Origin of the sequence: Pseudoalteromonas sp. Z9A4 (assembly GCF_011378845.1) — a bacterium.
Taxonomy (GTDB): domain Bacteria; phylum Pseudomonadota; class Gammaproteobacteria; order Enterobacterales; family Alteromonadaceae; genus Pseudoalteromonas; species Pseudoalteromonas arctica.
Window position 1 is genome coordinate 1 of the sequence record NZ_WTLA01000002.1, and the last position, 23,363, is coordinate 23,363.

The following is a 23,363-nucleotide window of genomic DNA, read 5'->3' on the forward strand; positions in this document are numbered from 1 at the left end:
CCTGACTCCATGCCGAACTCAGTAGTGAAACGAAACAGCGCCGATGATAGTGTAGCATTTGCTATGTGAAAGTAGGACATTACCAGGCTCCAAATTAAAGAAACCCGTTACAGCAATGTGACGGGTTTTTTGCTGTTTAAAATTTAATAAATAGCCAAGAGCCCAAGCCGAACTCAGTAGTGAAACAAAACAGCTCGAAGGCGAGCCCCGGCCGATGATAGTATCCCATTTGCACTGTGGCTCTCCATCGCTGTGGGCACTACGACATTACACAGGCTTCAAATTGTAGAGAGTCCGAATCTAACGATTCGGGCTTTTTTACGTCTGCAGAAAAGTGAATTTGGACTCAGGACGCTAACTCTGTTCAATTACGATCTACCCAAAACGATCAATAGTTACCCTACTTTAGCATTTAAATTATAGAACTAAGTTTAAAGGTTTTAAAATAGCCCGTAGGCTTCAGTTTTTTCGCTTGCGTGCTTTTCTAATTGAGCAGGTTTAAATATTACGCTTGGATCAATTAATACACTGTGTTTTTCGGCGAGTTTGATTAGCCCACGCATCATATTTTTAGTTTGTGGATCTATATCAAAACCAATTTCAGTAAGCTTATCTAGTGGTTTTATGTCTTCTTTTTTATAGTCGATATTATCTTCGACCTTATCTACTAATAATCCAACATGCGGGTTTAAACCGTCCTTAGTGGTAAAAAGTCTAGGGTTATCTGTTCTTTGGCTGACTCAAACAAGCGCTCGAGCTGAATGAGGCTATTACGCTTAATTTTTTCGAGCAGAGCTGATACTTGTTTATAATCGCTTTGATTATGAGCTGATATAGCTTCTTTTACCGTTTCTAGCAATGATTGGAAAGGTTCGTTAAGTCGAGACATTGTTAGTTTTAAGTCTTCATTATCGGTGTTGAACTCTTTGTAAAACAGAACAAAATCTTGTAGTTCTGCATCATTGCTTGAAATAGAAGCCGAGCTATTTGATAAGTTACTTTGAAGGGTATTGAACCAGTTTAATAGTTTTTCTTGCCATGTTCTTAGTTGTTTTAGTACATGCGCATTACTTTGTTCGGTTGAGATATTATTTAAAATAATACCTAAATCAAACACAGGCGTTGGTATATCCATATAATCTTTAACACCAATAAAGCTTTTATTATTGTTGGGTAAAGTTGTTAGATTATTGTCAAAGCGCTCTGTTAATAAAATATCGAGTATTTTAAGTGAAATTGTTTTGCAGCCCACTTTAAAGTTTATTAATTCCATGCCTTTATCTTAATTTACCTGTTAATGCTTTAAGGATAGAACAAATTAAATAAATAGCTTAAAGATGGATAAGATTTAATAGAGATAAGGTGACTAGGGGTTATTTTAAGGCACTAGTGAAGTTTTTTACGACACGTTTAAATTGATTTTCAAGCTCCTTTTTTCCTAATAAATCTAACTGTTGAATCACTTTTTCATCGCTTTCGTTTTGAAGCACTAACTTTATTAGAAGTTGTTTATCAGGCCCTGTTAATAGAGATATACAAGAAGGAGACTGGTTTACTACCTGCCAAAGAGTCGCAGAGATACTAAATTGAGTGAAGTTACTGTTTACGAGCAAGGCTATTCGTTCGCGAGTCTCGGGGCTTACTAACTCATCGCTAAATCCTTCAATTAAAATACTTACAAGTTGCCAATCTAGTGTTTTAAAGTGTGTTAAAAGAGCATAAAAAAAGTCGTTTTTAAACTGCTTTTTCAAAGGTCTAATAATTGCACTTTTGTTGCTTAAGCATTTAACCACAAGCGCTGAATGTTCAGCTGTGCTTTTATCGCGTTGATAACCCAGTTTTACGGTATCAAACCCTTGTTTTTGCCAAAAGTTAAGTAGCTGCGCTGTTGCGCCAAAGCTTGCACCAAACCAACTACATTGGCTTTTTACTTGCGACTCGCAATAGCTAAGTAGCTTTTTACCAAAACCCATAGTGTGAGAACTCGGATCAATCGCTATTCGTACAACGCGAGCGCTCAACTGTGTTAAGTAGTCATTATTAAAACTAAGTTGTGAGAGGGTTTGAGCCATTAAATGACCCTGTGGGCGGCGCTCTCCGCTTATAACCTGTAGAGCAAGTTCTTCACTTAAACCACCTTCTATTGCGATTAAACATACACCAACTAATTGATTGTTAATTTTACTGATGAATATTCGTTGCGATGGTGCGTCTAGTAGTTGGCGTAAATCGTTTACACTACTTTGATAGTGAGCCAATGCAAGCAGGGCAATAACTTGTTGCAGTAAAGGCTCATTGTTTACAAGGGATTGCTGAGTTATTTCGCTATGAACTGGCTGCTCTAATTGCTCACTACTTAACTCTTTATATTGTGCACCGAGTGCAAGCAAGGTGCGAATGTGCTTCTCGAGGGGATCGTGTTTAGCAAAACGCAGTGGCTCATCAAGCGTTACAACTTTAGAGGCTTTATAGTGCGCTTTTATATAGTTACTAAAGCGAATGGTATAACCCCTACCATTGCCCTCATACCCAACCAGTGTACTTGCAAAGACTATACGAGGGTAATGAGCTAGCATTTTTAGCAGTAACGGTACAGGGATCGCGGCAGCTTCATCAATGAGTAATAAATCGCACTCAGGTAATGCATTTAATAACGCGTCAGGTGCAACGTAGTGCAAGTTGGCAAGCTGTTTATGTTCAGCGTTGTATTGAAGGCTCAGCTCGTTGGCTAAATGTTTAAAGCTACTATGGGTCGCTTTAAACTGAGTGCTGCAAATAATTACTTTTTTATCAGCTAATTTTGCGGCTGCTAAGCCAAGTGCTGCCGACTTGCCTCTACCTCTATCAGCATTAATGAGTAAAGGCCTGTTGGCGCGACCATTAGCTATTTTTACTATTTGTTCAACGCAGTTTTGCTGTGGTACATAATCAATTTTATTATGCGTAACAGAGCTGACGAGATTACTAATACAGCCATTTTTTTCACTAAAATGAAAAGCGGGTAATTGCTTAATAATAGCCGCGAAACGTTGATTAAATAAACTGTAGTCAATACTCTGACCGTGTGATTGCACTGTACTTAATGAGGGGTCTTGCCAAGAGGCTAAATCATTTAATTCGGGCAGTAATAAAAACAGTATACCGCCTGCTTTAACGGTGCCGGTAAGTGCTGCAAGTTTATCAGGGTGTAAACCACTAAAACCATCGTAAACAGCATGAGCAAATTCTTGCCCTAAAATTTGGTGAGTGCGAGTAGGCCAGTACGAATTTTTAATCGCGCACTGCTTTGATACAACAAGTGTATTGTTTTCATCTATTAATGAGTTAAGTAATTCATAACACCAAGCAGGGCTGCCCGTAATCAACACTAGCTGACGATGATACGCGCCAGCTAGTTGTTGTTCTAACTCATTTAGGTGAGCTTTATACAGCTTGTAATCGTGCATAGGCCGTTACTAACCATTTACTGCCAAGGTCGTCAAAGTTAACTTGTACGCGAGATTGCGCGCCACTGCCTTCGTAATTAAGTACGGTACCAACACCAAACTTAGCATGCAAAACTCGTTGCCCTAAGTTAAAGCCACTGTCTTCAAATGCGGCATGGCTAACTGATGCGCTAAAACGCCCGGCGGCAGGCGGGCGAGAAACCTGTGTTTTAATACGAATTTCTTCAACGCAGTCCTCAGGTATTTCGCGTAAAAAGCGTGATGGGCTATGGTATTTTTCTTGCCCGTATAAACGGCGACTCTCAGCATGGCTAATGTATAACTTATCCATTGCTCGTGTCATGCCTACATAACAAAGGCGGCGCTCTTCTTCCAAACGACCAGACTCTTCGTTACTTTGCTGAGAAGGGAACATGCCTTCTTCTACGCCCACCATAAACACTAACGGAAACTCTAAGCCTTTAGCTGAGTGAAGTGTCATCATTTGAACGGCATCTTCGTGCTCTTCTGCTTGTCCTTCACCTGACTCAAGTGATGTATGTGCTAAAAAGCCTTGTAAAGGCGAGCTGTATTCTTCGTCTTCAGGAAGTTCGTACTGGTCACATGCGCTAATTAGCTCTTCTAAGTTTTCTACGCGAGCACGGCCTTTTTCACCTTTTTCAGCTTGGTACATTGCCATCAAACCTGATGTTTGAATTGTGTACTTGGCTTGCTCATGCAAAGTTAGATCGCTAATTTTATCTTCTATTTGTTCAACAAGTTCTACAAACTTACTTACTGCACCAGAGGCACGACCAGATAAGTGCTGTTGTTCTACAATTGCTTTTGCGGCATACCAAAGCGGTAACGATTCTGCTCGTGCACAATCTCGTATATGGCTCAATGTTTTATCACCAATACCGCGTGCTGGCGTATTAATTACACGCTCAAACGCGGCATCGTCTTGACGATTACCTACTAGGCGTAAATACGAAAGCGCATCTTTAATTTCTTGTCGTTCGAAGAATCGCATACCACCATAAATACGGTATTTTAAGCCTTCTTGCAGCATGGCCTCCTCAAGTACACGAGATTGCGCGTTACTACGGTATAAAATTGCGGCATCTTGTAGGGCATTACCTGCATTTAACCAGCTTCGTAGTTTGCTACTTACAAAGCGTGCTTCGTCTAACTCATTAAATGCTGCATAAATAGAGATTGGCTCGCCGTCGTTACCGTCGGTCCACAAGCTTTTACCCATACGTTCTGAGTTATTTTGAATTAATGCGTTAGACGCTTTCAAAATAGTCGCTGTTGAGCGGTAGTTTTGTTCAAGGCGAATGGTTTCTGCACTGAAGTCAGTTAAAAAACGTTTAATGTTTTCGATTTTAGCACCACGCCAACCATAAATGCTTTGGTCATCGTCGCCTACAATCATAATGCTGTTAGTATCGCCAGCAAGTAACTTTAACCAAGCATATTGAATGGTATTTGTATCTTGGAACTCGTCTACGAGCATATGTGCAAAGCGTTGCTGATAATGACGTAGTAACGTAGGGTTATTTTTTAACACTTCGTAGCTGCGTAGTAATATTTCAGCAAAATCAACTAGGCCCGCTCTATCACAGGCCTCTTGATAGGCGGCATAAACACGCAGCATCATTTGCTCATTAATATCGTAGGCTTGAATATCTTTAGGGCGAAGTGCTTCATCTTTTTTGGCGCTTATGTACCAGCCAAATTGTTTAGCAGGCCATTTTTTATCATCAATATTCATCGATTTTAATAAGCGCTTGATCATCCGAAGCTGATCGTCAGAGTCTAAAATTTGAAAGGCTTCTGGTAAATTAGCTTCACGGTGATGAGCACGTAAAATACGATGCGATAAACCATGGAAAGTACCAATCCACATACCACCTACAGGCGCTTTTAGTGTTTCTTCAACGCGGCCACGCATTTCTTTAGCGGCTTTATTAGTAAAAGTAACTGCAAAAATACTGTAAGCGGAGGCTTGCTCAACTTGCATAAGCCACGCAATACGATGAACTAACACTCGTGTTTTACCAGACCCAGCACCTGCTAATACCAGCATGTTTTGTAGTGGGGCTGCAACGGCATCGCGTTGTTTGTCATTTAAGCCATCGAGTAATTGTGAAACGTCCATCGTTACGCCTTTTTAATCAATATTGTGGCCAGTATAACAGGTGTTTTTGTTAGGCTAAATAAAATACTGTTTTTATAAACAGCTATTTATAAAATAGTGTTCAAAACGAGTAACTTGCTAATTAATTGAGCGAATAGAAAAGTGCAAACACATAACAAAAATTGCTAATTTGACCTAAAGTTAGCAAAATTTACTAACTCTCTAAATCTAGACTAATTTAACTATTTGATTTGTAAGCTTTAATAAATTGGCATAGAGTGTGTAAGTAAATAATTATAAAATCAAATAAATACAGAGGTTAGTATGGCAGATCAAGGTTCTGGCGGTAACGTAATCGCAGCATTATGTAATATATTTTTTCCTGGTTTAGGGCAGTTAGTGCAAGGGCGTATTTTAGCGGCTATATTTTTTGCACTCGCTATTATAATAAGTTACGCACTAATTTATGTGCTTGTAGGCTTTGTACTTGTGCCTATTATTTACTTATGGTCGATTATTGACGCAGCGCGTTATAGATCGCGAAGTTAACGGTTTTCAAGTTGAGTAAAATAGCGCCCATGTGGCGCTATTTTACTTTATATGTCCTGTGGTTTACGGGCGTTTACGTATATAATTACCCAATTAAAGATTTACAGGCAAACCCTATGGAATATCAATTTATTCGCGACCCTATTAGTGGGCTACGTATTAAAATAAGCAGTGAACACGCTATTATTGGTCGCTGGCTAAACGAAGAAATAGGCAAAGACAAAGTAGCCATGGTGCAAGCGCTTATTGCATCGGTGAGTTCAAGCTATGAGCCGCTAACGCTAAAAGGCCAAGAAATAGATTTAATATTAACGAAAGACGAAGCATTATTTGAAGCCCATGCGCTTCATCAAGACAGCGAAGACCTAATAGCGTATCAAGATGACGATTTAGCGCTTGAAGAAAATGGTTTAAGTAGTGGTTGTGGCTTTGAAGATTTCATTGATTTAATTGATTCATGGCATGAGTTTACGACGTCACGATAAACATAACTAGCACACTAATAAAAATATACAGCAATGCACAATCAGCATTTTATCTGTATTATTACACCAACGAACATTACGCCAATCAAAACGACAGGAACTGATATGTCTGCCAATTTAAACAAGCTAGTAGTGATGCTAGAAATGCAAAACGCCATGAATACTAAAGTACATGAGCAATGGTTTACTCAAGGGTTTGAATGGTACCGCGCTATTTGGGTTGAGTGTGCTGAAATGTTGGATCATCATGGTTGGAAATGGTGGAAAAAACAAACACCAGATACTGAACAAGTTATTTTAGAGTTGGTTGATATTTTTCATTTTGGTCTATCGCTTAGAATTGACGGTGAAACTAGCTACGAAGACTTAGCAAAGCAACTTGAAACTGAGCTTAGCAATGCTCAACAAGCTGATGACTTTAAACAAACACTAGAGATATTGGCGGCGTCTGCTGTTGCTGATAAAACGTTTAATGCAGGTGCCTTTGCCGGCTGTATGGCGCAAATGGGTATGGATATTGATGATTTATATCGCGGCTACGTAGGTAAAAACACGTTAAACTTTTTCCGCCAAGATCACGGTTACAAAGATGGTAGCTATATTAAAGAATGGAATGGGCAAGAAGATAACGAGCATTTAGTTGAAGTAGTTAAAAGCCTTGATACAGAACATGCAGATTTTGCAAAGTTAGTATATCAAGGGCTAGAAGCGCGTTACCCAAAAATTTAAGTCACGTAAGTTGAGTTAGATAATCTTACGATAGTCGGTAACACTCAGGTAATCGGCTATTTCGTTATGCGGTTGTTGGCTATCAGGGTTAGCAACTGCAAGTAAGTGCTCAATGCCGTATTCTCGTGCGGCATTCAAAACCGGCACACTGTCATCTACAAACAAAGTGCGCTGCTTATTAAACCCTAAGTCTTTTTGTACTTGGTGCCACAAACTTTGTTGCTCTTTACTTACTCCATATTCATGAGTCGACACTACGCCATCTAGGTAGTTATCAATCGCTGTATGCTCAAATTTAAGCATGATACTCTCAGGGTGGGCGTTGGTAAGTAAAATTAACTCTTTGCCTGCTTTTTTAAGCTCAGTTAAAAAATGAGGTACGTCTTCGCGCATTTTAATTAAATGCTGAGATTCTCGTTTAAGCTCCATTATAGGCAAGCTTAATTGCTGCTCCCAATAATCTAAACAATACCACTGTATTTGACCGCTCACAGCTTGATAGCGTTTTAAAATATCTGCTTTAGCTGCATCTAGGCTAATGCCCCTTGCTAATGCGTGTTGTGCAGGAATAACGTTAAGCCAAAAATGACTGTCGTAATGTAAATCGAGTAATGTTCCATCCATGTCGAGCAAAACGGTATCGATTTTTGACCAATTTAACATAGGAATTTCAACTTATAAGGTTTATTATTGAACTAACTGCCATGATAGCAAATTAACGCCAATGACACAGAAAAAGCACCCAACACCACCACAAATCCTCAGTAACAATGTTGTCGCTAAAAGCCGCCTGTTTACTGTGGAGTCTTTAGAGCTAAAGTTTTCTAATAACGAAGAGCGCCAGTATGAGCGAATTCGCGGCGGTGGCCGGGGAGCAGTGATGATTGTTCCGTTAAGTGCAGACAACGAATTACTACTTGTACGTGAATACTGTGCGGGCACAAACGATTACCAGTTAGGTTTTCCTAAAGGATTAATCGATCCGGGCGAAACGCCAGAGCAAGCTGCTAACAGAGAGCTTAAAGAAGAAATTGGCTTTGGTGCTGAGTATTTTAAACCATTAAGAACAGTAACAATGGCGCCGAGTTACTTTAATGCCACTATGCATATTTTATTTGCTAAGCAATTATACCCACAAACCCTTATTGGCGACGAACCAGAGCCGCTTGTTGTTGTTAAGTGGCCATTAACTCAGTGGCAGTCATTATTAGACCAAGAAGATTTTACCGAAGCACGCAGTGTTGCAGCTTTGCTATTATTAGATAAGTATTTAGCATCTGGAGCTGCCGATGAATAAATTAATCGAACCGTGTATTGAATTAGCTGAGCGTGCTGGCGATGCAATTATGGCCATTTATAAAAAAGGCGATATTGGCCAACAAGAGAAATCAGATAACACGCCTGTTACCAAAGCTGATTTAGCAGCAAATGACGTACTGGTTGCTGGATTAAAAGTCTTAGCGCCCGATATCCCAATTATGTCGGAAGAAACACCTATACCTGCACTTGCCGACAGACAAGATTGGCAGCGTTATTGGTTGCTCGATCCGATGGATGGTACAGGCGAGTTTATTTTAGAAAGTGGCGACTTTGCAGTAAATATTGCATTGATTGAAAATAACCACCCAGTGCTTGGTGTTATTCATTGGCCTGCAAAAGGTGTGACCTATTTTGCTACAGCTAAAAATGGTGCCTTTAAACGTGAAAACTCAATTGATAAGCAAATATCTGTAGCGCCGCCAGAGAGCTTGACGCTTGCAGTGAGCCGCCGCCAAAAAATAGAAGCGGTGAGTCAGTATTTAAATAGTCAGTTTACAACGATTGCTATTGGTTCGTGTTCTTTAAAAGCTTGTACTGTTGCAGAAGGCAAAGCAGATTGTTTTTTAAGAATTGGTCCAACGGGAGAGTGGGATACAGGTGCTTCACAAGTTATTGTTGAAGAAGCAGGTGGTTGTATTACCGATGCAGAATTCAATCCGCTAACGTACAACCAACGCGAGAGTACTGAGAATCCTGACTTTATAGTAATGGGACATCCAGACTGGGAATGGCAAAAAATGATTAATCCGCATCAAAGATTGAGCGCAGAATAGTAATTTGATTGCTTTTTGTTCGGTTGAACAACTTTAATTAGTTTAGGCCTTGCATTAAATGTTTATTCCTATATAGTAGCGCTCTCTTCAAGGCAGGCTCGTAAATATTACGAAAATGTTTTAAAGAAATTACAGGCGCGGGATGGAGCAGTCTGGTAGCTCGTCGGGCTCATAACCCGAAGGTCGTCGGTTCAAATCCGGCTCCCGCAACCAATTTTCTAATGTTGGTTACTGTAATAACTCTAGCTTAAGAGATAAAAAAAGTAGTCGATAGACTTAAAATATACAGGCGCGGGATGGAGCAGTCTGGTAGCTCGTCGGGCTCATAACCCGAAGGTCGTCGGTTCAAATCCGGCTCCCGCAACCAATTCTTTAATTGGAAGCCAAGTTGTAATGTAAGCAACTTTAAACAAGTCTACAAATTTCAGGCGCGGGATGGAGCAGTCTGGTAGCTCGTCGGGCTCATAACCCGAAGGTCGTCGGTTCAAATCCGGCTCCCGCAACCACTGAAATTAAATATCTAAAAATTCAAAACAAAATCGCACTCTTTATTGAGTGATTTTTTGCGTCTGCAGTTTAATGAATTCCTATAATTATAAAACTCACCGTTACTACGCAAAACACTTTGCACAAGTAAGCGAAGGTCGTCGGTTCGCTTTTTACAAACTCAAGCTCCCGCAACCACTGAAATTAAATATCTAAAAATTCAAAACAAAATAGCACTCTTTATCGAGTGATTTTTTGCGTCTGGAATTTGGTAAAATACCTTATATTCTGCTTTATTTAATGACTTCCCTCTAATACCTATGACGTTTTACAAATAACTTATTTTTTAAAAAGAGTGTTTTATGTTAAAACGGTTAAAATATTTTAAGTAATAATACACATGACAGAACTTTATCACTGGTTTGATTTAATAGGCATTGCGGTGTTTGCTGTGTCGGGCACTTTGTTAGCGTACGAGAAAAAAATGGATGGCTTTGGTGTCGTCGTTTTAGCGACGGTAACTGCCATTGGTGGTGGTACAGTACGCGATCTTATTTTAGATGTTCCTGTTTTTTGGTTGCACGACCAAAGTTACTTTTTTGCAATACTTGCTTCTGTATTTGTCACCGTACGTCTTATAAATAAGCAAAAACCAATACCTCATTATATTTTACAAACAGCCGATGCATTTGGTTTGGCTTTTTTTGCCGTAATGGGTGCACAAAAAGCGCAACTTGCTGGTATGCCGGATATGACAGCTGTAATTATGGCTGTAATTACAGGCTGCTTTGGTGGATTAATTCGAGACGTACTTGCCCGCGAAATTCCTATGCTATTAAAAGGCGAGCTTTACGCTATTACCTGTATTGCTGGTGGTACTGTTTACACGCTAAGTATAGGCTTTTCGTTAGTAACTGAAATGGCAATGGTATTAGGCATGCTAATGACCTTGTTGCTTCGTTTAGCTGCGATAAAATGGCAGATCACATTACACATTTTTAAATATCCTGACTAGACTGGTGTAATCACACCATTTACTAGGATAAGGAATGTCGTTAGCTCGTATATTTTCTCGTGCTCAGGTGGGAATAAACGCCCCCGAAGTTATTGTAGAAGTTCACCTAGGAAATGGTTTACCTGCTTTTCATATTGTAGGCCTCCCTGAAGCGTCCGTTAAAGAATCAAAAGACAGAGTGCGTAGCGCACTTGAAAACTCTCAATTTGGCTTCCCTGATCAGCGAATAACAGTAAATTTAGCCCCTGCCGATTTACCAAAAGATGGTGGACGTTTTGATCTTGCTATTGCTGTAGGTATTTTAGTCGCTTCAGGACAAATTGTGTGCCCTGACATTCATAAGTATGAATTTTACGGAGAACTTGCTCTTAATGGTGAGGTGCGTGGTGTAAACGCTATTTTACCTTCGGTACTTGCTGCAAAAGAGCAAGATCGTTGCTGCTTTTTACCTCTTGCAAACGACAGCCTAGCAAGCCTAGTTAATGGCGTTAAACGCAAAGCCGTAAGCTCTATTCAAGAAGTGTGGGGAGACTTACTTAATCAACAACCCTTGCCATTAAATATAGAGTACCCCGACTGCACGCAAGCCCCTGACTTTTTGCTCGATTTAAGCGATGTTAAAGGTCAGCCCGGTGCAAAGCGAGTACTCGAAATTGCTGCAGCTGGCGGACATAATTTACTTTTTTTAGGCCCTCCAGGTACTGGTAAATCGATGCTGGCCCAGCGAATGGCAACTATAATGCCTACTATGTCGGACGATGAAGCTATTTCGACAGCTGCGCTTTACTCTATTATTGGACAATCCATAGATTTAACTAATTGGCGACAGCGGCCATTTCGTAATCCACATCATACGTGCTCAGCTGTTGCTTTGGTGGGGGGCTCTTCAAATCCCAAGCCTGGTGAAATTTCACTGGCACACAATGGCGTACTTTTTTTGGATGAATTGCCTGAGTTCGAACGCAAGGTACTTGATTCACTGCGTGAGCCAATGGAAACCGGCACGGTTACTATTTCACGTGCAGCTAGGCAAATGGAGTTTCCGGCGCAGTTTCAGCTTATTACAGCATTAAATCCAAGCCCAACAGGGAGTCATACAGATAAGCGGGCAACTCCCGATCAAGTTATGCGTTATTTATCGCGCGTGTCGGGGCCTTTTATTGACCGTATTGATTTGCAAATAGAACTACCTCGTTTAACGAGTGTTGAACTACAAAGTACTCAGCCGGAGGAAAGTAGTGCTGAGGTTAGAGCAAGAGTTGAAGCGGCTTATTACCTACAACTAAAACGCCAAGGTAAGGTTAATGCGAGGCTTAATAATAAAGAAATGAGTGTGCACTGTGTACTGGCGCCAGCAGAGTTACAGTTTTTAGCCAGAGCAAGCGAGAAGTTGTCTTTATCGCCACGTTCTTATCATAGAGTGATTAAAGTGGCGCGTACTATTAGTGATTTAAAAGGGACTGAAAATATTAGTTTAAATGAGCTTAAAGAGGCACTTAATTACCGCGCATTTGAGCGCCTTATTGCGCAATTAACTAAGTATTAAATAGAAAGCATATACCCTTTACCACGAACGGTAACAATGCGTTTTTGATCTTTTTCGTCATTTAATTTTTTACGTAAACGACCAATAAGTACATCAACAGTACGATCGTTTGGACTCCAATCGGGCTGGCCTATTTCTTCTGATATTTTTTCACGGCATGTGGCTTTACCTGCATTACTAATTAAGCAAATAAGCACTTTATGTTCGGCTTCAGTTAAGCGTGATTCAACGCCTGCAGCGGTGATTAGTGTGCGGTTATCGGGATGAAGTTTAAAGTCAGCATATTCTATAAACTCTTCACTTTCGTCGTCTTCTTGATTAACGGCAACACGCTTATATAGCGCGCGCATACGTAGTTCTAACTCAAGTAAATCGACGGGCTTACAAATATAGTCATCAGCACCTTGTGCAAGGCCTGCAATACGGTCGGCTTGGGAGTCACGGCTCGATAATACAATAACGCCAATATTGGTAAGTGTGTTTAATTCTTTTGCGAGCTGAAGTCCATCGCGCTTTGGTAAAACAATGTCGATTATGGCCAATGATATAACACCGCCCAAGTTTACTCGCTGTCTTACAATGCTAAGTGCATCCGCGCCAGTTGGGTCAACTTCTATTGTAAATTCGGTATTTGCAAAGTGATTATGGATGCGTTTAACGAGTAATTCATCGTCTTCAACCAATAAAACATTAATAGCCATAGTACTTTATTTTGAATGCTTATAGCTTTGTATGGTAGCACCATTAGGTAAATGCTGAGAAGGGTGTTTGTTAGTTTTAGGTAACTTAATATTTCAAAGACATAAAGGACCTTATAGAAGGATGAGGTTAGCACCTTTAAACTAATTAAAAGGTGCTAAGTAATTAATACTACAATTAATAAATCTGTATTAAGTTGTTATTTGGAAGGGGTAGACTTAGTCATTTTTATACATTGAGTCCCACCATTGAGGTTCATCTTTTAGCTTTTTATCAAAGTATGCGAGCATGGTGTTCCACCAATCAAATCGTTTATCGCGTGCAATAATTTGGTGGTCAGCGCCTTTGTATTCGATTAACTCTACGTCTTTATTAAGTAGTTTAAGCGCAGTGTACATGGTTAAGCTTTCGCCAACAGGTACATTGGTATCGCTATCACCATGAAGAAGTAGCATAGGTGTTGTTACTTTGTCGGCATGAAATACAGGACTATGTTGGCTGTACAGCTCAGGGTTATTCCACGGGAAACTATTTTTTGATGCTTCACCAGAATATAAGTAACCCCACCAACCTTCACCCCAATACGAAGTAATATTAGAAATACCCGCGTGAGATATTGAAGCACTAAACATATCGGTTTTAGTTGCCAATAACATGGTCATGAAGCCACCGTATGATGCCCCTAAATTTCCTACCTTTTTACTATCAACATAGTTGTATTTCTTTAAAAAGGCTTGCGTGCCTTCGATAATATCGTCTGCAGTGTAGTCGCCCCAGGCATTAACATGCTGCGCTGAAAACTCTTGTCCAAACCCTGTTGCGCCAGTAGGTTGTACTACATAAACAACGTAGCCATTTTCTGCCCATAAGTTAAACGGGTAACGACCTGTAAAACCACGCGTAACTGGTGAAGTGCCGCCGTAGTAATACACGAGCGCCGGGTGCTTTTTAGTTTTATCTAAATTGCTAGGAATATAAACGCGGCCAGTTATTTCAACCCCATGTTTATTTTTAAAATTAAACTCTTCTAATGTAGGGAGTCGTGTATTTGCATAGCTACTTGGTTTTGAATCCCATATTAAATCTATTTTATTTTTACTTACGTTAAGGCGCTTTAGTTGTTGTGGCGCTAAAGCGTTAGTGCCACTTAATAAAATTTCGGTATTACGGTCGTGTGAGTAACTAAATTGTTCAACAATATCCAATCCTGTATTTAACTTTTTAAAGCGCTGTTTACTTAAATCAAATAGGTAAAGTGGTTGAGTGTCTTGCTCTGTTACTTTAATGAGCGCATCGCCGTTTTCTAAAACGTGCAGTTGGCCAATAGCAGAATCGAATTGTTTACTAAGTGCTTTTACGTTTTTACCGCCTTCAGTAAGTAGGTAAAGTTGCCCGTCGTAGTTATTAGCAAGCATTGCTTTTGGTAGATCTCTACCTGCGCCATTTTTAAAGTCAGGGCCTGCAACTACATAAATATCTTTATTTGCGTATTTGGCTAAATTAAACGTTTTGAATTTACCAAGCGATGAAAGCTTGTTTGATTTTAAATCGAGTTCGGCTAACTCTGTTTCAGGGTGGGTTGATGCTTGCATTGCCATTACTGGGCGGCTCATTAATATTTTGCCACGGTTACTATTTGAATCTTCAAGGCTGTAAGAAAGAGGACCTTGGCTAAGTGCTTTTGTTAAACCACTTTTAGTATCAAGCATATAAATTTGGCTGGTGGTACGTGCATACGACCAGCGATCTTGTAGACCTTTATAGTGCTTGGTTAAGCTGTTAGTGCTCTCAGGTGATTTAGACCAGCTAAACAAAAGACTGGTGTCGTTATAAAAGGTAAAGCCATTGGCTCCTTCTAAATCGTTTGCTAATGTTTTTATTGAGAAGTTTTTACGGCTAAGTTGTTTAAGCTCACCATTTAACAAATACACTAAATATTGGTTATCTGGACTCCAAATAATGTTACTTGGTTGGCCTGCTTCGAAGCGATAAAGCGTTTGATTATCTGAATCTTTAAGTACAGTAACTGTATTTGCTTGGTTTTGTGTTTTATCGCTATAAGTGCGAGTAGTAGTAACGTACTGCTTAGCATTAGGTGCGAGTGATAATTGGCTGATTGTAGGGGCATCAAACAATTGCTTTGCAGATAAGCGTTTTGTTTGTGAGGCGCTAAGCGTAATTTTATCAACGTCGCTTTTAGGTGCAAAATCAAGCATTACGTCGTGCCAATTAGCTACTTGTTGGGCTACTATTAAAATAGAGTGAGTACTGTTATTTAAAGCTAACTTATAGCTATTTTTATCGCCTGTTTGTAGTTCGCCATTAATAAATAACTGACCTTGCTCAATCCCTTTTAAGGTAAGCGTACCTTGTGTAAAGCGGGTTGTTTCAATATTAAATTTTAGTGCCTGTAACCCACCTAAAGTGAGCGCATTGATTTTATTAAACGGCTGCCAGTTTTGTTTTTTCCCAAATACAGAAAAACTATCTGAGTCTGCTTGTAGTTGCGGCAATAGGTTATTAATAATGGCATTGCCATGAGGTGTTTGAAAAGGCTTTAACTGCATGTCTTCGGCAAGTGGGCCGATAAACTGAATTTTTGATTTATCCAATGGTGCAGCTATTGCAGCAAAGCTTAAGCTGCTAAGCGTTAAAAGAGTCGCTGCATGCTTAAATAGCTTATTTTGATGACACCATGGTGCGCTAAATTTCATTATTATGCCTATTATTATTGGAAGTTTGGCCAAATATAGCATGTATTGATACCATGCTCACATATCCAATATAGAGGAGAGAAAGTGACTTTACTGATAGTTTATATGGTAGTGGCGATTGTTATTTCGTTTTTATGTTCTGTGATGGAGGCTGTGTTATTAAGTATTTCGCCCAGCTATGTTGCATCACTTAGGAAAGAGCACCCTGAGCTGGCTAAACAGCTCGAAAAGCTTAAAAACAATATAGATCAGCCTTTAGCTGCTATTTTAACTTTAAATACGGTTGCCCATACTGCGGGTGCTGCTGGGGTAGGCGCACAGGCAGCTGTCGTGTTTTCCGATGCGGCTGTAGGTATTGCATCAGCCATTATGACATTCCTCGTATTAATCCTTTCTGAAATTATCCCTAAAACCTTGGGGGCTAATTACTGGCGAGCTCTAACGCCAAGTGTTACTTACGCTTTGCGGTTTTTAGTTATATCGCTAAAGCCTTTTGTATGGTTTGCACAAAAGCTAACAAATTTAATGGGTCCAACGCACGATGAGGCTTACTATATTCGTCAAGAGATAGAGGCAATGGCTGATATAGGTACGGAGTCGGGTGCATTACATCAGGATGAGTCCGAAATAATTCGTAATTTATTGCATTTTAGGCATGCAAAATTATGCGATTTAATGACGCCTCGAACTGTAATTTTTAAAATCCACAAAGACTTAACAGTGAATCAGTATTTAAACGATCACGGCTCGTCGTCATTTTCTCGTATATTGGTATTTGATAAAGACAGCGACGATATTGTTGGGTTTGTGCATAAAAACGATATTATGCTGGCATTTCATCGTTTAGGTACCGATTACAAAATTAGCAAATTGATTAAGCCTATTTATACGGTGCCGAGTTCTCAAAATGTATCGTCGTTACTGCAAACTCTTTTAACAAAGCGCACGCATATATGCCTAGTTGTAGATGAGTACGGTGACGTGCAAGGTATTGTAACGCTAGAGGATATGATTGAAGCTTTAATGGGGCTAGAGATTGTAGATGAGCGTGACCAATCTACTAATATGCGCGCAGTAGCAAGGCAGCGTTGGCACAAACGTTTAGCAAGTAGTGCGCATATAGTCAGTGAAGAAGATAAACACACTCGGGGTGATAATTAGTTAACCAGCCCCGATTAAATATTAATACCGCTTTAAGCGGGGCTGCCATCAGTTTTCAGCCAATCTTTAGCCCAAGATATAAATTCGTCTTGTGGTTTAGGACGACTAAATAAAAAACCTTGTATGGCTAAGTTTCTTCTATAATGCCTCAAATAAACGAGCTCTTCTGGTCGTTCAACACCTTCTGCCACTAAATCTAAATTATCTTTACTTGTAATATTAAATAACGAACTTACAACTACTTGAGAAAATAAATCTGTTTCTATATGGCTAATGAGTGAACGGTCTATTTTAATTTCAGTAAAAGGAAGGTTTCGAAGCTGATTCATATTAGTAAAACCAACACCAAAGTCGTCTAGCGATATACCAAAGCCATGCATTCTTAATCTGTTTAGTGTTTCTAATTGCATGAGACTTGAGAGTGCATGTTGTTCTGTTATTTCTATAATTATATTACTAGGCGTGAGTTGGTTTAGTTCTAAAATGAGTAGTAATTTATTAGGACAGTTTAGATCGTCGAGCTGAGTTGGCGATAAGTTAAATGCCATCTTAAAATCATGACCTAATTGTGATTTCATATTTTTGAATTCGCTGGTGGCCTTTTCAAAAAGAGAAAATGTAATTTGATTAATTAAGTTGTGTTTTTCGGCTGTGTTTATAAAACGGTTAGGTAAAATAATATTGCCGTCTTTACTTGATAAAATACGCGCTAAGACTTCAACACTTTCAATTTTATTGTTATCGGCGTTTATTTTTGGTTGATAAAAAGGCGTTATTTCATCGTTTTTTAATGCATTAATAAGCTCATCTTTTGAAATGGCTGACTCTTTTAATAAAGTGTGACTGTTTAATTGCGCCACTTTAGTAAGTAACCTACTTACCTGAGACAGTTGCACTGGCTTTGAAATATTACCAATGAGGTGAGCGTTATGTTGTTTCGCGAGATTGGCAGCTAAACTAATAACTTTATGATCCATTTCAGAAACAATAATTATCCCGCCTTGATAATGTAACTCTCCTAAATGACGGATTAATTCCATGCCGTCCATTTCGGGCATATTGAGATCAGTAAAAATAGCATCAAAATAGTTAATATCCTCTCTTACTTTTTCAAGAGCTTCTTTTGCACTCAAGCACGTAGTTATAGTGTTAGACATACCCAATTCGTTGAGTATGGCTTCCATAACGATCAAAATTGCTTTTGAGTCGTCAACAACTAAAATGTTAGGCACTATTTTGTTCACTGTTATCCCTTTCAATGTATAGTTTATGATTACTATAAAAGTAGTAGTGTTTTTTTACTTTGTCAGTATCAAACGCTTTTATTTTGAAAATAGTTACCGAGCACCTTTACTCGTGTTTTTAAGTTGATTAGGTATACTAGCGCCATTGTTTTAAACGGTCTTAATTATGATAAGAATAGATCTTACTTTAGCCGAGCAGCCATTTTCGCTTATGGTGTCTGGGCAAAAAATTGTGCAGGTATTTCATGCGCAACAAGCCATTACCTTTGATAATCCTCGTGAAAATTACTATCAGTTTACTTACGACAACAAAGTAATCGGTATTGATACAGCGGCAGTGGAAGATCAAAGTATTGCGCTATTTGTCGATGAGCAATTTGCGACACAACTGGCGCTACCAGCGCCGGTAAACGCGACACCTAAAAAAGGCTTTTTAGGTTTGGCTGCATTAGGTTTTAAGCTTTTTAAAAGTGCTAAGATAATTAAAGTAGTGCTTGCCGGGGCTTCTGTTGCAGGCTATGCGTGGTTATTTAGTATTGAATTTGCACTAATGCTGATTGGGTGTTTAGTTGTACATGAGTACGGCCATGTGCGAGCAATGAAATATTTTGGTATAAAAACCAAAGGTATTTATTTAATCCCGTTTGTTGGTGGGCTAGCTGTAAGTGACGATAAAATAACGACTCGCTGGCAAGATGTAGTTATATCGCTAATGGGGCCCGCGTTTGGTTTAATAACCTCGGTGTTGGGTGTGGTTTTGTATTACGCCACCGAGATGGAGATATTTGCAGGTGTTGCGGTTCTTAGTGCGTTATTAAATTTATTTAATTTATTACCTATTTTACCGCTTGATGGCGGGCATGTATTAAAAAGTATCAGTTTTTCAATGCGCTCATGGATTGGTTTAAGCGTATGTTTACTCGGTGTATTTTTTGGCTTATGGCTGAGCTACACATTTGGCTTAATGTTATTGGTATTCTTTTTGTTTGTAGGTGCGCTGGAAATTGTATTTGAATGGCGAGGCCGTCATTATTCACATTTAATGCCACTAGATAAATATGGCCAAGGCTTTTCAGCGGTTATGTATGCAGTTGTAGTAGCTGGACATGTAGCTGTAATGATGCACTTTGCCGATTCAGAAAATCCAATATTGAGTCTGCCGATGACTATTTTATCGAGCTAGTATTTATCATTCTAGGTAAAAGCGGGCTGTAATATTTGTTACAGCCCGTTTAAAATTAATAAAAGCTCAATACCAGCGATATAAAAACCCCAGTTACAAACAACTGCACAACACAAAACCCCATAATATCTTTTGCTTTTAAGCCTGCTATTGCCAATACGGGTAATGCCCAAAAAGGTTGAATTAAATTAGTCCACGCATCACCCCATGCAACGGCCATTGCAACGCGAGATATATCGGCACCTAGCTCTTGCGCTGCGGGTATTACAATGGGTGCTTGTACAGCCCATTGGCCACCGCCAGAGGGAACAAACATATTAACGAGCCCTGCACTTATAAAACTAAAAAATGGCAAGCTATCAGCATCTGCAACGGCAATAAAGCCACGTGATATCTGTTGTGCTAATCCGCTATCAACCATTACCGCCATGATGCCGGCATAAAAAGGAAATTGAATAACAATGCCAGCCCCGCTTGGAATTGCTTGTTGCAGACTGTTAAGTAAATTATGGGGTGTTTGATGCAGCGTAATAGCTAAAAACAAAAATACGGCAATAACGCTATTAAGGTTTAAGTTTCCGCCAGCAATAAAAAAGTAATAACCTAAATATGCCAAGCCTAATAAGCCAATTGCCATACCGAGTAGTTTACTTTGTTCCAAATGTTGGGCGGGTCTGGTTATTGTTGTGGGCTTAGGTGTTGTCTCTTGTAAAAGAGCTGGGTCGATATATACGCTTTCTTGCTCGCTTGGCAGCATATAGCGATTAACGAGCGGCATAATAATGAATAAACCAACTAATATGGTTATATTAAAGCCCGCAAATAAAGTGTGCTCTGTACTAATAATACCAATGCAGGCCTCTGAAAAGTGACCATCGGTTGCGATAGTTAAAGGAATCGAACCCGCTAATCCGCCATGCCATACAACAAAACCTGAGTAAGCGCTGGCTACTAATAATCGATAATCAACACGAGTATGTTTAGCAATTGCTTTGGCAAAAAGGGCACCAATAACTAAGCCAAATCCCCAATTTAACCAACTCGCTAAGAGCGAAATAAGCGTTACTAATATAATTGCTTTAGGTGCGGTGCTTGCAAATGTTGCTAGTTTTTCTAATAACTTACTTATAGGTGGCGTACTTGCCAACATGTAGCCTGTAACTAACACCAGTAGCATTTGCATAGCAAAGCTTAATAAGTTCCAAAACCCACCTCCCCACGCTTGTAATACTTCAATGTTGGTTGCGGTTGTAAATAAGCTCGCACTAATAAGGGTGATAACTGTCAGTAAAATTACAAATATAAAAGGGTCGGGAAGATAACGCTCTACAATTTTAGTAAAAGGGCGGGCTATTTTATTAAGCATAAGCACAACTGTTTTGGTTATTATTTTAACGCTAATTAATCATGAAAAATCACCATTGGCAAACAGCATTTAGTCTTATATTAGCGGTTAAAAGCTTAAACATTGCTTAAAAGTATCGCTTACAGTAACGTACTGTTTATAGATAATTTACTAACGAAGACTTTGTATTATGCCGGTGATATTTAAAAGGCTAGCGTTACTTTTTCGCGCTCATATAGATCAGTTGAGCTGGCAAGCAGTGGCATTAGCTATTTTGACTCATATGCTATTAACATGGAGTTTACTATTTATAGCGAATGAGAAAGCATTAACCTCGCTTACTACCTTTTTTTACTATTACACAGTAACAACATCAACAGTGGGATATGGTGACTTTAGTCCAACTACTGATCTTGGTCGTTGGGTGGTTGCATTAATACAAATTCCATTTGGTTTAGCTTTATTTGGTGTTTTGCTAGGAAAAGCAGGACAAACTGTTACTTACTTAATTAGGCGCGCTATGACTGGTGATAAAAACTTTGCCCACAGTAACCACCATATTATCATTTTTGGTTGGCACGACACTCGTACAAAAAAGATGATTGATTACATTTTGGCAGATACGAAGCGAACTGACCGTCGTATTTTACTCGCGGTAACAGAGCAAATGGATCATCCTTTTTTAGCTAACGAAAGCGTTGATTTTGCACGTTTAACGAGTTTTACAAATTTAGCTGAACTAGAGCGTGTAGCTATTCGTAGTGCTGATAAGGTGATTATTGATGGTCAAGATGACGACCAGACATTTACGACAGCCCTGCGCATAAGTCGCTTAGTAAAAGATGATTGTCATATAAGTGCTCACTTTTTAGATGAAACCAAAGTTGAGATGATGTTAGAGCATTGCCAAAATGTAGAATGTAGTAGTGCAAAATCAGCTGAGATATTAGTACGCTCAATGCAAGATCCAGGTTCGAGCCGTGTGCAAGAGGAGCTGCTATCTACTTTGCACGGCGATACACAATTTAGCTTGAAAGTATCAAGTGGCTGTAAAGATATGGAGTTTGGTACTTTGTTTCATCACTTTAAGCTTGAGCATGATGCAATACTGTTAGGTGTTGCTCATAATCTAAGTGCGCAAAATATGGATTTAAACCCACCATTAGATTACAAAGTAAATGAAGGCGATATTTTGCACTATATATCGGTAGAACGAGTATTAAGTAGTGAAGTAGACTGGTCGAGCCTAGAGAAATAATGAATGAAGTTGTATTTTTAATTGTTGTTTTAAGTGCTTACATGTTGCCTGTCGTTATTGTACTCAACAGTAAGCGTACACAGGGCCATGAAAAGAATGGCTGGCTAATGGGAATCATTGTATTTTCTTGGTTAGGTTTAATGATGTACTTTACCATTGTGCCCAAGCATAGGCACAAAAAGAAAAAGGCTAAATAGAGTAGTTAGCCTTTATAGCCAGCTTTTGCTGGAATACTACTCTTCTAGCTGTTTAAGTTTATGCTCAATTAGAGGGTCGTCAGGTAGAAGTTGCTGGGCGACTTCTAATAGCTGAATAGCATCATTAGGGTGCTGATCTTGGTGCTTAAGTGCCACATCTATTAATGGCTGAATATCAATTTTTGCTTGATGCTCTTGTACATACACTTCTTTTTCATCAGCTAAAATTTTATGCGCTGTACTCAATAATGCTAAACGATGGGGGGAGTCTGCATTAGCCGTATTGAGACTTTGATAATAATCTTCTTTTAAGCGTAAGGTTTTGGTTTGCAGGCGAAACTGTGCAATATCGATTTGCTGATGTTGAATGAAATCAACGGCTACTTGCTTATAAAACCCAAACTTATTCAAATATGTAGCGTGTGTGCCATGTCCCATACCAAATACTCGCAAGTGAGTTAACTGCTTATAGCGCTTGGCGTGCATTCGGTCTATACGATTAGTAGGATCGTAAATAATATAGCCTTGGGCATCTCCTAAATCTAGATCGTGATAATCTTGTTGCCAGTCAAACTGCTGAGCTATATCGGTACTAGAGCGGTCATCCCACGGTACTAATTCTTTATTTTTAGTACTTACCGGGTGAAAGAACAGTACTTGGTTTAGCTTTAATAGTTTAGCAAAAGCGCCAACAGCAAATCCGCCACGGCTTAAGCCATAGCCTAATCGACAATTAAACGGCGTAAGTAATGTTGATAATTGCTCGAGAAAAAAGATTAAATTACGATTACGAAACCAATTACTTTTACCTAAATGCTGAAAAGCGATTACGTTTACGTTTTGTTTTTGAGCTAAGTGATAACCCCATGGTGCAAAATCAGGGTGAAGATCTTGCTCTTGCACGTTAGTGCCTGCGGGTGAAAAGGTAAAAAGCAGGGGCTTATTAACGTCAACAAAATCATACTTAACAAATACATCGCCGAGTAAATCACTACCCGTCATGGGTAATCGAGTTTGTTGCTCATTGCGCGGGAGAGTTAACCATTCATCTAACCAATACAGTAATTTCATTAATCCTCCAGCTATAAGTC

At 39.4% G+C, this 23,363-nt stretch carries 19 protein-coding genes, 3 tRNA genes and 1 pseudogene; 14 read left to right on the forward strand and 9 right to left on the reverse strand.

The annotated features are described in order from the left end of the window. Window positions 1-440: 440 nt before the first annotated feature. The 3 genes and pseudogenes from GQR54_RS01615 to uvrD form a co-directional block, all read right to left on the reverse strand. A pseudogene (locus GQR54_RS01615) lies at window positions 441-1,273 on the reverse strand (chemotaxis protein). Window positions 1,274-1,373: 100 nt separating this feature from the next. Beyond that, window positions 1,374-3,446, reverse strand: coding sequence for a GNAT family N-acetyltransferase (locus GQR54_RS01620; protein ID WP_166376353.1), 2,073 nt, complete (start codon window positions 3,444-3,446; stop codon window positions 1,374-1,376). Continuing rightward, window positions 3,424-5,589 carry a DNA helicase II gene (gene uvrD, locus GQR54_RS01625; protein ID WP_007586555.1) on the reverse strand — a complete coding sequence of 722 codons (2,166 nt, stop codon included), beginning with the start codon at window positions 5,587-5,589 and terminating at the stop codon, window positions 3,424-3,426. Before uvrD ends, GQR54_RS01620 begins: the two co-directional genes overlap by 23 nt. Before the next feature lie 303 nt (window positions 5,590-5,892). Here uvrD and GQR54_RS01630 point away from each other — a divergent pair, with 303 nt between their 5' ends. From GQR54_RS01630 to GQR54_RS01640, 3 genes are all read left to right on the forward strand, one after another. Beyond that, the gene (locus GQR54_RS01630; protein WP_002963009.1) at window positions 5,893-6,117 is read left to right on the forward strand and encodes a hypothetical protein; all 225 of its coding nucleotides are present in this window, start codon (window positions 5,893-5,895) and stop codon (window positions 6,115-6,117) included. A gap of 116 nt (window positions 6,118-6,233) precedes the next feature. Beyond that, window positions 6,234-6,602: a YacL family protein gene (locus GQR54_RS01635; RefSeq protein ID WP_024592461.1), complete on the forward strand. Its 369-nt coding sequence runs from the start codon at window positions 6,234-6,236 to the stop codon at window positions 6,600-6,602. Between the two features lie 105 nt (window positions 6,603-6,707). Further along, window positions 6,708-7,331 carry a dUTP diphosphatase gene (locus GQR54_RS01640; RefSeq protein ID WP_007586550.1) on the forward strand — a complete coding sequence of 208 codons (624 nt, stop codon included), beginning with the start codon at window positions 6,708-6,710 and terminating at the stop codon, window positions 7,329-7,331. A gap of 15 nt (window positions 7,332-7,346) precedes the next feature. Here GQR54_RS01640 and yrfG read toward each other — a convergent pair whose 3' ends face one another. Then, window positions 7,347-7,994, reverse strand: a complete 648-nt coding sequence (gene yrfG / locus GQR54_RS01645) for a GMP/IMP nucleotidase (RefSeq protein WP_166376354.1) — start codon at window positions 7,992-7,994, stop codon at window positions 7,347-7,349. 61 nt (window positions 7,995-8,055) lie between these two features. Between yrfG and nudE the strand changes: the two genes are divergently transcribed. The 7 genes from nudE (at window position 8,056) to GQR54_RS01680 (ending at window position 12,471) form a co-directional block, all read left to right on the forward strand. Further along, window positions 8,056-8,628 (forward strand): ADP compounds hydrolase NudE, encoded by a 573-nt coding sequence (gene nudE / locus GQR54_RS01650; RefSeq protein ID WP_007586548.1) that lies wholly within the window; start codon window positions 8,056-8,058, stop codon window positions 8,626-8,628. After that, complete coding sequence (cysQ, locus tag GQR54_RS01655; RefSeq protein WP_166376355.1) at window positions 8,621-9,424, forward strand: 3'(2'),5'-bisphosphate nucleotidase CysQ; 804 nt, start codon at window positions 8,621-8,623, stop codon at window positions 9,422-9,424. Before nudE ends, cysQ begins: the two co-directional genes overlap by 8 nt. Window positions 9,425-9,560: 136 nt before the next feature. Further along, window positions 9,561-9,637 (forward strand) — tRNA-Met (locus GQR54_RS01660). Window positions 9,638-9,714: 77 nt separating this feature from the next. After that, window positions 9,715-9,791 (forward strand) — tRNA-Met (locus tag GQR54_RS01665). A gap of 62 nt (window positions 9,792-9,853) precedes the next feature. Then, window positions 9,854-9,930 (forward strand) — tRNA-Met (locus GQR54_RS01670). 380 nt (window positions 9,931-10,310) lie between these two features. Further along, window positions 10,311-10,925: a trimeric intracellular cation channel family protein gene (locus GQR54_RS01675; protein WP_166115073.1), complete on the forward strand. Its 615-nt coding sequence runs from the start codon at window positions 10,311-10,313 to the stop codon at window positions 10,923-10,925. A gap of 34 nt (window positions 10,926-10,959) precedes the next feature. Beyond that, window positions 10,960-12,471, forward strand: a complete 1,512-nt coding sequence (locus tag GQR54_RS01680; protein ID WP_166376356.1) for a YifB family Mg chelatase-like AAA ATPase — start codon at window positions 10,960-10,962, stop codon at window positions 12,469-12,471. Here the strand turns inward: GQR54_RS01680 and GQR54_RS01685 are convergent. Beyond that, window positions 12,468-13,172 (reverse strand): response regulator transcription factor, encoded by a 705-nt coding sequence (locus GQR54_RS01685; protein ID WP_166376357.1) that lies wholly within the window; start codon window positions 13,170-13,172, stop codon window positions 12,468-12,470. The two genes, GQR54_RS01680 and GQR54_RS01685, sit on opposite strands and share 4 nt — an antisense overlap. 216 nt (window positions 13,173-13,388) lie before the next feature. Next, window positions 13,389-15,884: a prolyl oligopeptidase family serine peptidase gene (locus GQR54_RS01690; RefSeq protein WP_166376358.1), complete on the reverse strand. Its 2,496-nt coding sequence runs from the start codon at window positions 15,882-15,884 to the stop codon at window positions 13,389-13,391. An 84-nt stretch (window positions 15,885-15,968) separates the two neighbouring features. Here GQR54_RS01690 and GQR54_RS01695 point away from each other — a divergent pair, with 84 nt between their 5' ends. Then, on the forward strand, window positions 15,969-17,045 hold the full coding sequence (locus tag GQR54_RS01695; RefSeq protein WP_166376359.1) for a hemolysin family protein: 1,077 nt from the start codon (window positions 15,969-15,971) through the stop codon (window positions 17,043-17,045). Between the two features lie 32 nt (window positions 17,046-17,077). Here GQR54_RS01695 and GQR54_RS01700 read toward each other — a convergent pair whose 3' ends face one another. Beyond that, on the reverse strand, window positions 17,078-18,289 hold the full coding sequence (locus GQR54_RS01700; protein WP_166376360.1) for an EAL domain-containing response regulator: 1,212 nt from the start codon (window positions 18,287-18,289) through the stop codon (window positions 17,078-17,080). 166 nt (window positions 18,290-18,455) lie between these two features. Between GQR54_RS01700 and GQR54_RS01705 the strand changes: the two genes are divergently transcribed. Continuing rightward, the gene (locus GQR54_RS01705; protein ID WP_166376361.1) at window positions 18,456-19,472 is read left to right on the forward strand and encodes a site-2 protease family protein; all 1,017 of its coding nucleotides are present in this window, start codon (window positions 18,456-18,458) and stop codon (window positions 19,470-19,472) included. A gap of 55 nt (window positions 19,473-19,527) precedes the next feature. Here GQR54_RS01705 and GQR54_RS01710 read toward each other — a convergent pair whose 3' ends face one another. Then, a complete protein-coding gene (locus GQR54_RS01710) occupies window positions 19,528-20,838 on the reverse strand; it encodes a TIGR00366 family protein (protein ID WP_166376362.1) in 1,311 nt (436 codons plus the stop codon). A gap of 169 nt (window positions 20,839-21,007) precedes the next feature. On the opposite strand from GQR54_RS01710, the gene GQR54_RS01715 reads away from it, so the two are divergent. Both GQR54_RS01715 and GQR54_RS01720 read left to right on the forward strand, forming a co-directional pair. Continuing rightward, window positions 21,008-22,075, forward strand: coding sequence for a potassium channel family protein (locus tag GQR54_RS01715; protein WP_166376363.1), 1,068 nt, complete (start codon window positions 21,008-21,010; stop codon window positions 22,073-22,075). After that, entirely contained in the window at window positions 22,075-22,272 is a 198-nt protein-coding gene (locus tag GQR54_RS01720) for a PLDc N-terminal domain-containing protein (protein WP_166376364.1), read from the forward strand. Before GQR54_RS01715 ends, GQR54_RS01720 begins: the two co-directional genes overlap by 1 nt. 36 nt (window positions 22,273-22,308) lie before the next feature. Here the strand turns inward: GQR54_RS01720 and GQR54_RS01725 are convergent, their stop codons facing one another. After that, window positions 22,309-23,343, reverse strand: coding sequence for a cytosolic protein (locus GQR54_RS01725; RefSeq protein ID WP_165736102.1), 1,035 nt, complete (start codon window positions 23,341-23,343; stop codon window positions 22,309-22,311). Between the last annotated feature and the right edge of the window lie 20 nt (window positions 23,344-23,363).

Bases quoted from the DNA above. Each gene is read 5' to 3' on its own strand.
- yrfG (WP_166376354.1), bottom strand. From the start codon at position 7,994: ATGTTAAATTGGTCAAAAATCGATACCGTTTTGCTCGACATGGATGGA.
- GQR54_RS01725 (WP_165736102.1), bottom strand. From the start codon at position 23,343: ATGAAATTACTGTATTGGTTAGATGAATGGTTAACTCTCCCGCGCAAT.
- GQR54_RS01710 (WP_166376362.1), bottom strand. From the start codon at position 20,838: ATGCTTAATAAAATAGCCCGCCCTTTTACTAAAATTGTAGAGCGTTAT.
- GQR54_RS01635 (WP_024592461.1), top strand. From the start codon at position 6,234: ATGGAATATCAATTTATTCGCGACCCTATTAGTGGGCTACGTATTAAA.
- cysQ (WP_166376355.1), top strand. From the start codon at position 8,621: ATGAATAAATTAATCGAACCGTGTATTGAATTAGCTGAGCGTGCTGGC.
- GQR54_RS01640 (WP_007586550.1), top strand. From the start codon at position 6,708: ATGTCTGCCAATTTAAACAAGCTAGTAGTGATGCTAGAAATGCAAAAC.
- GQR54_RS01685 (WP_166376357.1), bottom strand. From the start codon at position 13,172: ATGGCTATTAATGTTTTATTGGTTGAAGACGATGAATTACTCGTTAAA.
- GQR54_RS01705 (WP_166376361.1), top strand. From the start codon at position 18,456: ATGATAAGAATAGATCTTACTTTAGCCGAGCAGCCATTTTCGCTTATG.
- GQR54_RS01680 (WP_166376356.1), top strand. From the start codon at position 10,960: ATGTCGTTAGCTCGTATATTTTCTCGTGCTCAGGTGGGAATAAACGCC.
- GQR54_RS01720 (WP_166376364.1), top strand. From the start codon at position 22,075: ATGAATGAAGTTGTATTTTTAATTGTTGTTTTAAGTGCTTACATGTTG.
- GQR54_RS01675 (WP_166115073.1), top strand. From the start codon at position 10,311: ATGACAGAACTTTATCACTGGTTTGATTTAATAGGCATTGCGGTGTTT.
- GQR54_RS01620 (WP_166376353.1), bottom strand. From the start codon at position 3,446: ATGCACGATTACAAGCTGTATAAAGCTCACCTAAATGAGTTAGAACAA.
- GQR54_RS01715 (WP_166376363.1), top strand. From the start codon at position 21,008: ATGCCGGTGATATTTAAAAGGCTAGCGTTACTTTTTCGCGCTCATATA.
- GQR54_RS01630 (WP_002963009.1), top strand. From the start codon at position 5,893: ATGGCAGATCAAGGTTCTGGCGGTAACGTAATCGCAGCATTATGTAAT.
- nudE (WP_007586548.1), top strand. From the start codon at position 8,056: ATGACACAGAAAAAGCACCCAACACCACCACAAATCCTCAGTAACAAT.
- uvrD (WP_007586555.1), bottom strand. From the start codon at position 5,589: ATGGACGTTTCACAATTACTCGATGGCTTAAATGACAAACAACGCGAT.
- GQR54_RS01690 (WP_166376358.1), bottom strand. From the start codon at position 15,884: ATGAAATTTAGCGCACCATGGTGTCATCAAAATAAGCTATTTAAGCAT.